Origin of the sequence: Pyruvatibacter sp. HU-CL02332 (assembly GCF_040362765.1) — a bacterium.
Lineage (GTDB): Bacteria > Pseudomonadota > Alphaproteobacteria > CGMCC-115125 > CGMCC-115125 > Pyruvatibacter.
Map to the genome: position 1 here is coordinate 1,995,866 of NZ_BAABWK010000001.1, position 13,391 is coordinate 2,009,256.

12 protein-coding genes are annotated in these 13,391 nt (G+C 59.7%); 6 read left to right on the plus strand and 6 right to left on the minus strand.

Annotated features, from left to right (window positions below; translation table 11 throughout):
- Window positions 1–20: 20 nt before the first annotated feature.
- Together ABXH05_RS09475 and ABXH05_RS09480 are read left to right on the plus strand one after the other, a co-directional pair.
- A complete protein-coding gene (locus tag ABXH05_RS09475) occupies window positions 21–623 on the plus strand; it encodes a 2-hydroxychromene-2-carboxylate isomerase (protein ID WP_353560785.1) in 603 nt (200 codons plus the stop codon).
- Window positions 613–1,962 carry an MATE family efflux transporter gene (locus ABXH05_RS09480; protein WP_353560786.1) on the plus strand — a complete coding sequence of 450 codons (1,350 nt, stop codon included), beginning with the start codon at window positions 613–615 and terminating at the stop codon, window positions 1,960–1,962. The genes ABXH05_RS09475 and ABXH05_RS09480 overlap by 11 nt, the downstream gene beginning before the upstream one ends.
- 9 nt (window positions 1,963–1,971) lie before the next feature.
- Here the strand turns inward: ABXH05_RS09480 and arsC are convergent, their stop codons facing one another.
- The 3 genes from arsC to ABXH05_RS09495 are packed head-to-tail and all read right to left on the minus strand — an operon-like array spanning window position 1,972 to window position 3,760.
- On the minus strand, window positions 1,972–2,319 hold the full coding sequence (arsC, locus tag ABXH05_RS09485; protein ID WP_353560787.1) for an arsenate reductase (glutaredoxin): 348 nt from the start codon (window positions 2,317–2,319) through the stop codon (window positions 1,972–1,974).
- Between the two features lie 14 nt (window positions 2,320–2,333).
- Window positions 2,334–3,404, minus strand: a complete 1,071-nt coding sequence (locus ABXH05_RS09490) for a quinone-dependent dihydroorotate dehydrogenase (protein WP_353560788.1) — start codon at window positions 3,402–3,404, stop codon at window positions 2,334–2,336.
- Complete coding sequence (locus tag ABXH05_RS09495; protein ID WP_353560789.1) at window positions 3,401–3,760, minus strand: DUF952 domain-containing protein; 360 nt, start codon at window positions 3,758–3,760, stop codon at window positions 3,401–3,403. Before ABXH05_RS09495 ends, ABXH05_RS09490 begins: the two co-directional genes overlap by 4 nt.
- 100 nt (window positions 3,761–3,860) lie before the next feature.
- Between ABXH05_RS09495 and ABXH05_RS09500 the strand changes: the two genes are divergently transcribed.
- Entirely contained in the window at window positions 3,861–4,535 is a 675-nt protein-coding gene (locus tag ABXH05_RS09500; RefSeq protein ID WP_353560790.1) for a S24 family peptidase, read from the plus strand.
- A gap of 12 nt (window positions 4,536–4,547) precedes the next feature.
- Here the strand turns inward: ABXH05_RS09500 and ABXH05_RS09505 are convergent, their stop codons facing one another.
- Window positions 4,548–5,366, minus strand: a complete 819-nt coding sequence (locus tag ABXH05_RS09505; RefSeq protein WP_353560791.1) for a hypothetical protein — start codon at window positions 5,364–5,366, stop codon at window positions 4,548–4,550.
- Between the two features lie 62 nt (window positions 5,367–5,428).
- Window positions 5,429–7,039, minus strand: coding sequence for a lysine--tRNA ligase (locus ABXH05_RS09510; RefSeq protein WP_353560792.1), 1,611 nt, complete (start codon window positions 7,037–7,039; stop codon window positions 5,429–5,431).
- A 154-nt stretch (window positions 7,040–7,193) separates the two neighbouring features.
- On the opposite strand from ABXH05_RS09510, the gene ABXH05_RS09515 reads away from it, so the two are divergent.
- The 3 genes from ABXH05_RS09515 to ABXH05_RS09525 all read left to right on the plus strand — a co-directional run bounded on the left by ABXH05_RS09515 (window position 7,194) and on the right by ABXH05_RS09525 (window position 12,596).
- Window positions 7,194–9,095 carry a hybrid sensor histidine kinase/response regulator gene (locus ABXH05_RS09515; protein ID WP_353560793.1) on the plus strand — a complete coding sequence of 634 codons (1,902 nt, stop codon included), beginning with the start codon at window positions 7,194–7,196 and terminating at the stop codon, window positions 9,093–9,095.
- A 32-nt stretch (window positions 9,096–9,127) separates the two neighbouring features.
- Window positions 9,128–12,070, plus strand: a complete 2,943-nt coding sequence (locus ABXH05_RS09520; protein ID WP_348137098.1) for an ATP-dependent DNA helicase — start codon at window positions 9,128–9,130, stop codon at window positions 12,068–12,070.
- A 112-nt stretch (window positions 12,071–12,182) separates the two neighbouring features.
- Complete coding sequence (locus ABXH05_RS09525; RefSeq protein ID WP_348137100.1) at window positions 12,183–12,596, plus strand: tellurite resistance TerB family protein; 414 nt, start codon at window positions 12,183–12,185, stop codon at window positions 12,594–12,596.
- Window positions 12,597–12,604: 8 nt separating this feature from the next.
- Here ABXH05_RS09525 and ABXH05_RS09530 read toward each other — a convergent pair whose 3' ends face one another.
- Window positions 12,605–13,336: an XAC2610-related protein gene (locus ABXH05_RS09530; protein ID WP_348137102.1), complete on the minus strand. Its 732-nt coding sequence runs from the start codon at window positions 13,334–13,336 to the stop codon at window positions 12,605–12,607.
- Window positions 13,337–13,391 lie beyond the last annotated feature (55 nt).

Below are 13,391 nucleotides of genomic sequence, written 5' to 3' on the forward strand. Positions count from 1 at the left end.
TCACATAGGGAAAAACCCTCATGGCGCACATCACGTTCTGGTTCGATTTTGCCTCGACCTATTCCTACCTCGCCGCCATGCGCATCGCAGACGTCGCCGAGGGTCGTGGTGTTAGCGTAACGTGGCAGCCGTTTCTGCTCGGGCCTATCTTCGGCGCGCAAGGTTGGACCGATAGTCCGTTCAATATCTACGAGGCCAAGGGCAAGTACATGTGGCGAGATATGGCCCGACTGGCGGACGCGTTAGACGTGCCTTTCAAAAGGCCCACCACGTTTCCACAAAACTCGCTACTGGCCGGTCGTGTCGCCTGTGTCGGTCAGGATGAAGGGTGGGTGGCGGATTTTACACAAGCTACATACACCGCACAGTTCGGCAGGGGACAAGACATCTCAACCGCTGAAGACCTGACCCCGATCCTCACGAGCCTTGGTCTTGATGCAGCTGACGTGTTCGCGCGCGCAACGTCTTCAGATGGCAAGCTTGCTCTGAGAGCAGGCACTGATGCAGCTATCGCGGCAGGTGTCTTTGGTGCGCCTTCCTTCACAACCAACGATGGTGAGCTGTTCTGGGGAAGCGATCGGCTGGAGGAAGCGGTGGATTGGGCCGCGACCCATGCCGCCTGAGCAATCGCCCGCTGTCGCCGAGCCAAAGCCGGTCACCCACGGGCGCGTGTGGGCCGTGGCAGGTCCGATCATCATATCGAACTCCACTGTGCCGCTTATCGGGATCGCGGACACTGCAGTGATCGGTCATCTCGGCGAAGCGGCGTTTATTGCTGCCATTGCCCTTGGTGCCATCATCTTCAGTTCCCTCTACTGGATTTTCGGCTTCCTGCGCATGGGCACCACGGGCCTCGTGGCGCAGGCGCTGGGCGCGAGAGACAATGCTGAAATCAGAAGTGCCATTCACCGTGCGATGCTGGTGGGCATCACCGCAGGAACATTGCTCGCGGTGTGTCAGGTGCCCCTGTCTGCGGCGATTTTCTTAGGCTTTGAAGCGGGTCCGCAGGTCGAAGCGCTGGCTGCAGAGTATTTTTCCATCCGTATCTGGGGCGCCCCGGCAATGCTGGTGAACTTTGCCATTCTTGGCTGGTTCATCGGCCTGCAGCGGGCCGATATTGCGCTCTATCTGCAGCTCTATCTCAACCTGGCCAATGTCGCGCTTGACGTTCTGTTCGTTGTGGGCGTCGGCATGAATGTCGACGGAGTTGCGTTGGGCACTGTCATTGCGGAATGGACCACAGTGATTGCCGGGGTAGGGCTTGTGGTCTGGCATGCACGGCGCAGCACCGGGGCAGCCTTTGCACCGGGCGATCGGGCGCGCCTGTGGAGCATGGATGCCCTGCGCCGGATGCTCAGCGTCAATGGGGACATCTTCATCCGGTCAGCGTTTCTCATGGCTGCCTTCATCTGGCTGACCATGCAGGGCGCGGCCCAAAGTGATGTTGTTCTTGCCGCCAATGGCGTGCTCTTGCACTTCCTCTACCTCGCCGCCCACGCACTGGATGGGTTTGCCTTCGCTAGCGAAGCACTCGTCGGCGAGAGCAAAGGCGCACGCAATCGTGCGCGGTTCCGGCAAGCAGCCATCCTGAGTTCCCTTTGGGCGGTCGCCTCCGCTGTCGCTTTCGCCCTGGTGTTCTGGTTGCTCGGAGCATGGTTTATCGGTCTGCTTACAAGCGTGGCGGACGTCCGGGAGACCGCCACCACTTATCTTGTATGGGCGGTGGTCTCGCCGCTCGCGGCCGTGGCCAGCTATCAACTGGACGGGATTTTCGTGGGGGCGACCCGCACCGCTGACATGCGCAACATGATGGCGCTGTCATTCGCGATCTACATTGCTGCCTGGTGGGCGTTTCAACCCTGGGGCAATCACGGCCTGTGGGCAGCCTTTACACTCTTCAGCGTTGTGCGCGGCATCACGCTGGGCCTGCGATATCCATCTCTCGAGCGCAGCATCGCCTGAGTGTTCGGCCTAGAGAATATCGAGAACACTTTCAGGCGGGCGGCCAATAGCCGCTTTGATTGTGGTGATGACAATGGGGCGTTCAATCAAAATCGGATTGGCAACCATGGCATCAATCAGCTGCGCATCTGTGAGACTGTCATCGCCAAGGCTCAACTCCTTGAACACAGCTTCGCCTTTGCGCATCACCTCACGCGGCCCTTTGCCCAGCTTCTTGAGAACAGCTTCCAGTTCCTGTGCTGTTGGAGGCGTTTTCAGATACTCCACAATTTCCGGCGTATGGCCGTTTTCCTGAAGCAGCTCAAGCGTCTGGCGCGACTTGGAGCAACGCGGATTGTGATAGATATGCAGCGACATGGGAGTGTGTCCTCTTAGGATTTGAGATCAGCGCCGACGGCTTCATTGACCGACGCAAAGCCGTCACGCCGCAGCAACTCCGCCAGCTCATTCTTGATGCGTGGAATGAGTGATGGTCCGTCATAGCCAAAGGCTGTGTAAAGCTGCACCAGTGTCGCCCCGGCACGAATTTTTGCATATGCGCTTTCGCCAGACGAAACCCCTCCAGCGCCAATCAGCGTCAGGCGGTCTTTGTTGACATAGGCGGCCACGCGCAGGGCGGCAGTGGAAGGTTCGAGCAAGGGTGCACCTGACAACCCACCCGTTTGATCCTTGTTCGGACTCTTCAAGGTCTCAGGGCGTGCAATGGTCGTGTTGGAGACGATCAGGCCCTGAAAGCCCGTCTCGATGGCCACCTCAACCGCATCACGAATATCTTCAGCAGCAAGGTCCGGGGCGATCTTCAAAACGAGGGGCAGAGGTGCATCGGCAAATCCGGCGAGGGCATCACGCGCAGTGCTGACGCGCCCCGCAAGGTCGCGCAGGGCGTCGCGGGCCTGAAGGTCGCGAAGACCCGGCGTGTTGGGTGAGGACACATTGACCGTCACGTAGGACGCAAGCCCGGCCACATGATTGAGACCTGTCACATAGTCGGCAATACGGTCTTCGCTGTCTTTGTTGGCGCCGATATTGGCACCCACAATGCCGGGCTTGTCGTGGCGGGCTGCAAGCCGAGCGGTATAGGCATCAAGCCCCTGATTGTTGAAGCCAAGGCGGTTAATGACCGCGCGATCTTCTTCAAGCCGAAACATGCGTGGCTTGGGATTGCCCGGTTGCGGCTCGGGCGTCACGGTGCCCGCTTCGGCAAATCCAAATCCAAGTGCCAGAAGGGCGTCCGGCACGCGGGCGTCCTTGTCAAAGCCCGCTGCAACACCGACCGGATTCGGGAATGTCAGGCCCATGGCGTCGGCCCGCAAAACCGGATCTGCAGAGGTCGTGTCAGTTGGCCCAAAGCCCGCTGCCAAAGCTCGCACAGCCAGCACATGGGCCAGTTCTGGCGGCAACTTGCGCAGCAGGCGCGCGCCGATCATTGCAAGTGCGCTCATGAGTCCGTGTCCGCATCAAGGGCTGGTACCTGTGGCGCACCATCATCATCCATGGGCAAAGGTTTCACCCAGAACACGGCAGACGTAGGCAACGCGCCATAAAGATGCGGGAAGAGTTGCCCGCCTCGAGATTCCTCCCACTTGAGGCCCTCTCCCAGAGGCGTCGCATCAACAGCCACGACCACAAGGTCGGGCGTGTTGCTGAAATACAGGCGCGCAGTCTCTGGCGTCTGCTCTGCCGTCGAAAAGTGGATGTATCCATCGGCCAGATCAATGCCGGCGCCGGTGAATTCGCCTGCGGTTTCAGCCTCGTCCCAAAGCGACTTGGGGCAGATTTTGTAAATCACTGATGTCATGAGAGGTGAGGTGCCACAGGGGGAAAGCGGCGGCAAGGGTGGCTTGCGGACAAAGGAATTTGTTCCTATGTTGGGGTCACTGATTCACAGAAAGCATCTCATGCTTACCCATCGCGAAATCTGGCAAGCCATTGATACGCTCGCGCAGCGCTCAGGACTGAGCGCGTCGGGCCTTGCGCGTGCAGCTGGTCTCGACCCCACCACTTTCAACCGCTCCAAACGCATGGCGTCCAACGGCAAGCAGCGCTGGCCGAGCACGGAAAGCCTGTCCAAGGCGCTTGAAGCGGCGGGCACCAGCATGGAGGAGTTTGTCGGCTTTATCCGTGATGGCGGCACGCTTGAGGATGTGGATGGTTTTGCAAACCCGGGCGCTTTTGGCGGTGGCATTCCCGTGATCGGTCTTGCGCAGGCAGGCACGGGTGGCTTTTTTGGCGATGCCGGGTTTCCCGTAGGCGGTGCATGGGAGCGGGTTGATTTGCCCGGAGCCTCTGCTGGGGCAGGTGATGAAAACATGTATGCGCTGGAAATTTCTGGCGACAGCATGGCCCCGGTCTATCGCAAGGGCGATATCATCGTTGTCTCTCCCGCTGCTGCCGTCCGGGTCGGGGACCGCGTGGTGGCCAAGACACTGGATGGCGAGGTTATGGCCAAAGAACTGCGGGCTCAGAACTCCAAACGCATCGTGCTCGCGTCGCTCAACCCGTCTTTTGAAGATCTTGAGTTCAAGCCGTCGCAAATTCAGTGGCTTGCCCGCATCGTCTGGGCCCGCCAGTAATCTGCGTGTCCGTTAATAGCTCGCCTGCGCGCGATCAATCTCTCGCTTGAGCATGGCTTCGTTGCCCGAACGGTAGGCCCGTAACAACCGGTCAATCTGCCGTGCCGTAAATCGTTCAAAGGCATTTTGCGCCGGCATGTTGCGCGCCGCGATCAAGATGCGTTCAGCTTCCTGCCCGAAAGTATCCGCATTATGCGCCAGCAGCTGAAGCGCGCATTGGTGCAACACAATAATGCTGACGTCCTGCGCCTCGACTGCAGCGCGGATGTCCGCAAGCCCGCCTGCACGGTTGGCGTCATAGAGCGCAGAGGCAAGCAAAGGACCCGCGCCCTTCACGATTTCAAGATGCCACGTGCCCGACAAAGCGCGTGCCCAGGCATTGTCCGGCTCAAGAGACAGGGCTGTATCAATCGCGTCGCGCGCCTTGGTGGCAAGCCCTTGCTGGTGGGCGATGTAATCTCCCAGCGCGCGCCCCTGATATCCAAGCGCCACGGCAAGTTGCATGTGCCCCTCTATGTACGCAGGATCACGCGTTATGGCTGAAGAAGCTGCGTCCTTTGCCTCAGCAACCAGCTGGCCTCTGATGCCGCGAGAGCCGGTCCGGGCCGCAGCTAAAAATGCACGGGCTGCGAGTGCGTCTCCCGCTGCTGTTTGCTCCAGAAGTCCCGCCTTCGCGGCCTTGGTGTAGCTACCTGCGTCATACAGGTCGAACGCCTGTGCGGACAGTGGACCGGATTCGGGTGTCTGCGCATGCGCTGACGGGCTGACAAAAGGCAGCGCAATCAACGCGACGCCAAGCAGGGTACTGATAAATCCATGTGTGCATTTCATGCTTACATGATTTGCGTTGTTCGTTCTGCAAAGCAAGGTGTGCAGATGACCAAAGCAGGAGCCTAGGCGTTTTTCTCCAGCGCCTTTGCAATCATCTCGCGCGTCTCTTCAATCCCGTACAAGGCGACGAAGGATCCAAAACGTGGACCCTGAGATTGTCCAAGCAACACTTCGTAGAGTGCGCTGAACCATGCCCGCAGCGGCTCAAATCCATGCTCTTTGCCAACGGCAAAGACTTCGTTCTGGATGGTTTCTGCGTCCGCGTTGCTGTCAAGCGCGCCGATGCGGTCAGACAGTACCTGCATGGCGTCAGCTTCCTGAGATGTCGGCGCGCGGAAGACCTTTGCCGGTTTCACAAAGTCGTGGAAGTAGGTGATCGCGTAGCCGACCATTTCATCCAGTAGCGGGTACGTCTCAGGCGTAGCTCCGGGAACATAGCGCGAAATGAAACCCCATAGAACGTCTTTGTCTTCGGAGTTCGATGCACTCACGAGATTGAGCAGGATGTTGAACGAGATCGGCACTTCATCCGTTGGCGGATTACCATCATGGATGTGCCATACGGGATTCATCAGTTGCTTGGCTGGCTCAAGCTTTGAGTAGCTCGCGCGATGCGACAGATATTCGTCCACATTCTTCGGGATCACATCGAAATAAAGACGCTTGGCTTTGCGCGGTGATGCAAACATGAAGTTGTTCAGGCTTTCAGGCGACGCATAACGTAGCCACTCGTCAATGGTCAGCCCATTGCCGCGTGACTTTGAAATCTTCTCGCCGTTCTCGTCCAGAAACAGTTCGTAGTTGAAGCCTTCAGGTGGTTGACCGCCCATGGCCTTGCAGATGCGGCTGGATAGCTTCACCGACTCGATCAGGTCCTTGCCGGCCATCTCATAGTCAACACCCAGCGCGAACCAGCGCAACGCCCAGTCGGCCTTCCATTGGCACTTAACGGCTCCGCCGGTAACGGGCACATCTACCGGGTCACCGGTTTCAGGGTCCTCATAGGTCACAATGCCCTTCGCCGTGTCGCGTGCCACCAGGGGCACCTGAAGCACCACGCCGGTGCGCGGACAGATCGGCAGGAAGGGCGAATAGGTCGCCTGACGTTCTGGTCCAAGCGTTGGCAGAATGATGCCCATGACCTTGTCATAGACCTCAAGCATGCGCATCAGCGCCTCATCAAAACGACCGCTGGTGTAGTTGTCTGTGGCACTTTCAAACTCGTAGTCAAAGCCAAAGCGGTCCAGAAACACGCGCAAGCGGGCGTTGTTGGCTGCCCCAAAGCTGGTGTGCTCGTTGGAGAACGGGTCTGGGACCCGCGTCAGGGGCTTGCCCAGATGCTGCTGCATCATCTCCTGATTGGGCACATTGTCCGGCACTTTGCGCAGGCCGTCCATGTCATCGGAGAAACACACAAGCTTGGTCGGGACATCGCTCAGGACACTGAAAGCATGCCGCACCATTGAGGTGCGTGCGACCTCACCAAACGTGCCGATATGCGGCAGACCGGAAGGTCCATAGCCTGTTTCGAACAGCACAAAGCTTTTATCGCCGAGGCCTTGTTTTTCCACCCGTGCCACCAGTTTCCGGGCCTCTTCAAAGGGCCAGGCCTTGCTGTCACTCGCAAGGGCGGAAAGGTCGTCTGCCAGGGTCTGGGTGGAGGTCTCGTTCATTGGGAAAAGTCCCGGTTCAAAGCTAAAGCGTTAATAGAATTTAAGGTCGCGGACCCTAGTGTTGCGAGGGTGCGCCGTCAATTCGACCTCTTACGGGGTAAGGGAGTTCAGGCGCGACTTGGTGGACAGGCTTCCGGTTATATCGTCGGATGCCATGTTGAGTAGGGCAGAGATGCATCCGCGTGGGTCAGATCAAGTGCATCAGGAAGCCGATGTTCCTGAGCCTGAAAATACTGCAGACGGGCGCGATGGCCGTATTGATCCGGCACTGGAAGCGCGCGCCCGCAGGGATCTGATCGATTTTCTCTATGCCCAGTCAGCGTCTGGCCGATTGACGCCGGTTTTTGTCTTTTCCATCTGTTTCGCCCTGTTCTTTCCCTATGTGTCGTGGTGGACGCTGCCGCTGGTCTTGGCGTTTCAACTCGGCGGTACCGGGCTCGGCGAGGTGCTTCGCCGCCGCCATGCCCGGCTGTCTCCTGATGCAGATCGGGGGCCTTGGGCTCGCGGTTACATGCTCGTCAGCGCCATTTGCGGTGTAAGCTGGGGGCTTGTCGGTTCGCTATGGCTCATTCCGGAAAAACCCGAGCTTCAGGTCGTTCTGGTCATGGTGTTGATTGCTGGCGTCACGGGTTCCCTTGTGTCCCGGTCGCCGCATCTCCCATCTTTGTTCATCTTTACGGCCGCCCTGGGTGCCCCCTTCATAGCTGTGCAACTCACGATGGGTGTCTATGGCGTTGCGATCGCATTGCTGGCGTTGCTCTTCGCCTACAGCATGCAGGGGTGGGGACGGGGCTTGAACCGGATGTATATCCGAGAGGCGGCAGCCCGGTTGCGGGCGAATGATCTCGTGCGGGACCTGGAAACTGCGCGTGACGTAGCCGAAGCCCGTGCTGAAGAAGCCATTGAAGCCCGCCACGCCGCAGAAGCAGGTGCCCGCGCGAAAACGGAGTTCCTGGCGACCATCAGTCACGAAGTGCGCACGCCCCTGAATGGCATTCAGGGCATGGCTGAGCTGATGCAGGACACACCCTTGTCCGACAATCAGCAGGACTGGCTGACAACCATCCGGGAGAGTGCTGACAATCTGGGCATCATTCTCGACGACATCATCGACATGTCTCTGCATGAATCGGGCGCAGCCGACTGTGAACGCGCGTCATATGACCCAAGGGTGATCGCGACGCAGATCATCGGCATTCATGAGCCGGAGGCCCGCCGCAAGGACCTTGAGATAAACATGGTCGTCCTGCCTGAGGTGCCCATGACAGCGACCGGGGATGAGAAACGGTGTCGTCAGGCACTGCTGAACCTCGTTGGAAACGCGGTGAAGTTTACTGATAGTGGCAGGGTCTCCATCAAGCTATCCGTTGAAATGTCCCCGGAAATTGGCGCCGACGTGCTGCGATATGCCGTGCGCGATACGGGTATCGGCGTTGCACCGGCAAGCCTCTCGAACCTGTTTGCCGAGTTTGTTCAGGTCGACCAGTCGATCACTCGCCGCCATGGCGGGCGAGGTCTTGGGTTGGCACTGGTAAAACGCATTGTTGAGCAGATGGATGGCCACGTGGGTGTGCGCAGCACACTAGGGGAGGGGTCTGAGTTCTGGTTCGACGTACCGCTGTCCAAGCGGGCCGTTCCTGGTAGCGGTGATGCAAAGGTCAACGAAAGAGCGCTGGGGATTGTCAGCTCCAAGATCACAGATCTTGAAAACGCCTTGGGTGAAGCAAAAGCTCATGAAATCGTTGAGGCCTGTCTCGATGCGGCCTGGACGCTGGCTGAAACTATTGAAACTGCGCGGCGCAACGGCGACATTGAAGCGGTGGGGCGTGCGGCTCATGACCTCAAATCGACCTCCGGCAACATTGGCCTGAGTGCACTGGAAGCCAGAGCAGGCACAATCGAGGCTGCCGTGCGTTCCGGTGATCGAGCAACAGCGTTGGAGCAGGCCTCTTTGGTGCCCGGTGAAACAGCCATGGCCCAAACGGACCTTGTGGCCAGCCATCCTCAGTTTGCGCGGGTCGGCAGGAGCGGCAGAGCCAGCGCAAAAGCCTCGTAAGAGCCGTCTGCATCGCTATGATGCAGGCACCCATGGCCAATTCGTCTGATTCATCACTGCCGCCCACAGGGGCCAGCGCCACTCAGCGCCGGGTCATGGTGCCTGATGCCTCCGCTTTGGTGGCAACGCCCCGCGGGTCGATTGTGCTGACCACTGAAGGCGAAATTGTCGAGCTGACGAAGGGGCAAACGGCAGAACGGCTGAAGCGTGAGCCACATCTCATTGTCCATACCCGGTTCACAGCAAGACGCTTTGGTGTGCGTTTGGCCGACATGGCGCAGTCCTTTGACGTGCTCGAGCTGTTTGGCTTTGTCTACCCCGCCCAGTTTTGCACTCCAACGCCGCTGGGTTTGGCACGCACGCTGTCTTTGGTGGATCCAGCGGAAACACCTGAACCTGAAGAGCTTGCGGTTGAACTGCTCACGGCCGCCCGCACATTGGCCCAGACGCTTGCCAATGAGGATTATCCCGGCCGGGATCAGGCCGCCGCGCTGGCCCGAACCATGGACAAGGCTGGGTGGGCGTGGGGGCCTGTCGTGACAACCGCACTAGGCGCACCCAAATCCTATGCAGATACCGGGTGGCTGACAGGCCTGGAAGCATGGAAGAAGCTACCCGAGTGGGAAGAGACCGCCGCGCGCGGCAAGCCGGGCAACCGTCCCGTAGCACCCGAGGAGGCGGGCGGTCGTCTGCGTCAGCTTGTGGGCGCAGGTGCGGAGGACCGTCAGGGTCAAAAGGATTACGCCAGCGCTGCATCGCGCGCGTTTTTGCCCCGGGAGCCCGGCGAGCCGCATCTTGTGCTGGCGGAAGCTGGCACGGGAACCGGCAAGACGCTGGGCTACATCGCGCCCGCAAGCCTGTGGGCGGAGCGCAATGACGCGCCGGTCTGGCTCTCGACCTACACCAAGAATTTGCAGCGTCAGCTTGATCAGGAGCTCACTAAACTTTATCCGGACCCGGAGCAAAAATCGTCCAAGGTTGTGCTGCGAAAGGGTCGTGAGAACTATCTGTGTCTGCTCAACTTTGAAGAAGGGGCAGGGCGGGCGGCAGCAGGCGTGGCAGCGCCGGGTGCGCCGGGCAATCCGTCGCTCATTCCTTTGGGTCTCATTGCGCGCTGGATACGAGCTACCCGTGACGGCGACATGCTCGGCGGTGATTTTCCGTCCTGGCTGGTGCCGGGTGCCGCGCGTGCGGGCAATGAGGGCGGCATTGGCCTGACGGATCGGCGTGGGGAGTGCGTGTACTCCGCCTGTCCGCACTACAAAACCTGTTTCATTGAACGCGCCACACGCAAGTCGCGCAACGCGGACATCGTAGTGGCAAACCATGCGCTTGTGCTCACGCAGGCAGCAAATGCGCATATTCCGGACGCAAGCGGTGAGCTGGTGCTCTCCGAAAACACCCAACGTGTCGTGTTTGACGAAGGGCATCATGTCTTCGATGCAGCGGATGGTGCGTTTTCTGTTGTCCTCTCCGGTTTTGAAACCGCTGAACTTCGCCGCTGGATACGCGGCTCTGAGGCTCGCCGCTCCCGCAGGACCCGCGGCCTGCGCGAGCGTGTCGGCGACCTGATCGAAGATATGGATGAAGGCCCAAAACTGCTGGACGAGGCTGAAAGCGCGGCACGCGTGCTTGCAGGCCCCGGCTGGCAGACGCGCATTCAGACCGAAGCCGCAAATACCCCCGCTGAGCAATTCCTGGCGCAGGTTCGGCTGCAGGTGCTGACACGCAACGCAAATGATTCAACGCCGTTCTCGCTGGAGACGCAAGTATCGCCGCCCATTGAAGACCTGCCTGCGACAGCATCTCGGCTCGCTAATGGACTTGGAGAGCTCGCCCGGCCATTGCGGGCCATTGCGGGCCTCCTGTCCAAGCGTCTTCAGGAGGAAGGTGAAAGCCTTGAGCCCGCGACACGCATGCGCATCGAGGCGGCCTACGGCGCCATCATCCGTCGCACGGGTGGCCTCATCCCATCCTGGATGGCAATGCTGCAGGGCATTGGACGCGAGCCGGACGAAGGCTTTGTCGAGTGGTTTGAGCTCGAGCGGTCAGATGGCCGTGAGCGCGACATCGCCATGCGGCGCCACTGGCTGGACCCAACCATCCCGCTGGCAGAGGTGGTGCTGGACCGTGCGCAGGGCGTTTTGGTGACATCCGCTACCCTGCGCGATGAGCCCGTGTTGCAACCCGCACCGGTGGATGACGTTCTGGACCCATTCAACGGCATATCGCGGGACATCCACGACATGCCGACCGACACCACCATGGATGATCTGCCGGAAGATGAAATGCACTGGGCCAGCGCGGAAGTGCGCACAGGCGCCATGCATCTGGCAGCACCGGCGATCCGGGCAAGTTTCCCATCGCCCTTTGACTACGCCAATCAGGTCCGCGTGTTTGCCGTCCATGAACTGGGCCGCGCCCGCTTGGATGTATTGGCAGGGGCCTACCGTACGTTGTTTGAAGCGTCGGGCGGTGGCGCCCTTGGGATATTCACAGCTATTGCCCGTCTGCGCGCCGTCCATGAACGGCTGCAGCCTGCCCTCGCCGCCAAGGGGCTCAACCTTTACGCCCAGCATGTGGACGCCATGGACGTGGGCACGTTGGTGGATATTTTCAAAAGCGAGCGCGACAGCTGCCTGCTTGGAACCGATGCCGTGCGCGACGGCGTGGATGTTCCAGGCGATGCGCTGCGGATGCTCGTGTTTGACCGCGTGCCCTGGCCGCGACCGGACATTCTCCACAAGGCCCGCCGCTCGGCGTTCGGGGGTGGCCGGTACGACGACATGATTGCGCGGCTGCGCTTGCGTCAGGCCTTTGGCCGTTTGATCCGGTCCGCCGATGATCGCGGTGTTTTCACGATTCTGGCGCCGCTTCCCTCCAAACTGCTGGGCGCACTGCCCAAAGGCGTTGTCGTGGAGCGGGTGGGGCTTGCGGAAGCAGCCCAGGCAAGTGCCGACTTCTTGAAGCGGTAAGACGAGGGTGACGCTTGCCCGGCAACCGGCGATTGCCTAGTGTCCGCTGCCGGACCACACGTCTGTTTTGCGCGGTCCGCGTTTTCCAATTTCTATCAAGGTGGCGTTCTGCATGGCCTCGACGATCAATCCGCAATCTGCACTCATCTACGTGATGGTCACCATGGCCGCCGTTGACGGCAACATTTCCGACAATGAACTCAAGAAAATCGGCAACATCACTGCCGTGCTGCCAGCATTCAAAGATTATTCCCAGGAAAAGCTGGTGCCGACCGCGCAGGAATGCGCTGCCATTTTGCAGGAAGACGATGGGCTGGAAACCGTGCTCGGCCTCGTGAAGGAAGCGTTGCCCGTGCACATGCGCGAGACAGCCTACGCCATGGCAACAGAGGTGGCGGCTGCAGACCTGCAGATCGGCCAGGAAGAGCTACGCCTTCTGGAAATCATCCGCCACAAGCTGGACGTGGAACGTCTGGTTGCTGCCGCCATTGAACGCGGCACGCGGGCCCGCCATCTGCGTCCTTAGCATGTGAGCTAGCTGCAGGGCTCTTCGTAGACCTCTGTCAGCAACCCGTCTGTCTCGCCTGACCCAAGTGCTTCAGCCGTTACCCGGCCCACCGGCTCAAACGATGTCGCCATGCAGTGTTCGGCGTCATCATACATAGAGACCACGCGCTTTTTCAGGATCAGGTCGGTGCCGTCCCAGGCGTAGGTATCCTTGCCATAGGTCGCAGCATTGCTGCGCCATTCGCTAGTCACCAGATTCTTGGCTGCATCAAACTGCGGGGCACTCAGCATGTTGAGCTGTGTCGCGACCACATGGCGGTGTGTCTTGGGATTATAGATTGCATTGAAGTAGGCAACATTGGGCCCGGCAGGCAGAAACTCGATCAGCCGGAAATCCGTGTAACCGTCAAAGTTGAAATCCCCGAACTCAAAGCCATTTGCTTCCATGGACATGGGCGCGCGGCTGTCCACATCGTCAAGCACCGTCCGGGCCTTGCCGTTGGGTGTCTTGGCAGTTTCGATGCGCGTCACATGCCATTCGTCAGTGTCTGCCAGAATGTCCCAATACAGGCGAACGGCCAGCGTGTGCCCGCCCTTCTTCATGATACCTGTGCAAATCACAGGGTCGCCGAATTCAGCCGCCGCAACAGGCGTACACGGCGACGATTTTGCGTCGGACGCCAGCGCAGAAGAGAAGATGCTCGTGCCTGCCAAAACGGCAGCAACGGCAAGGGCGGCAAGGGGTGCTTTGTATGTCATGCAGCGATAATTTCAGCCGCTCGCAAAAGCGTCAATTGACTTGCCGGCCAGTCCG